This window comes from Nonomuraea lactucae (assembly GCF_003313395.1).
Classification (GTDB): domain Bacteria; phylum Actinomycetota; class Actinomycetes; order Streptosporangiales; family Streptosporangiaceae; genus Nonomuraea; species Nonomuraea lactucae.
Map to the genome: position 1 here is coordinate 1 of NZ_QNFZ01000330.1, position 637 is coordinate 637.

Annotated in this window: 1 pseudogene; it reads left to right on the forward strand. The window is 79.3% G+C overall.

The window, feature by feature from the left end:
• Positions 1 to 637: pseudogene (locus tag DQW85_RS21765) on the forward strand (hypothetical protein); the annotation flags it as partial.

A 637-nucleotide genomic window follows, 5' to 3' on the forward strand; every position in this document is an offset into this window, starting at 1 on the left:
CCCGGCTCCTGGGCCGCCCGGCTGCGGCTCGCCACGGCGCTCAGCCGCCTCGCCGGCCACTGGGACGAGGCCGCGGGGCAGGCCGCCGTCGCCCGCAGGTTCGCACCGGAACGGCCCGGCCCCCACGTGCTGGAAGGCGACCTGGCCCTGCTGCGCTCCGAACACGCCAGCGCCGGAGCCGCCTACCGCACCGCCCTCGACCTGGACCCGCGGCACCTTCAGGCCCGCGTGAACCTCGGCCTCGCGCTCCTGCGCTGGGACCGGCCCCGCGCGCACCACGACCCCGCCTGGCAGGTCGACCCGCGCGACACCGGCAGGGCCAGGCGCGCGCTGGAGGTGTGGTCCCGTCAGGCCCGCCTCCTGGTGGCGCTCGCCACGGTCGGCGTCTCGGCGACCGCGCTCGCCTTCGACCTGGGCACGCAGGCGCAGGTGGCCGGGCTCGCCGTGCTCGCCCTGCTGGTGCCGCTCACGGTCCGGCAGGCGCGCCGGGTCGGTATCTGGCCGTGCGTGCCCGCCATGCTGAGGCGCGACCCGTGGCTGGGAACGGCGGTGGCGTCGGGCGGGGTGTCCGTGGCCGCGTTCGCCGCCTGGCTGGGGCTCGCGGTCGCGCCCGGCGTGCCGCCGTCGCTCGACCCGG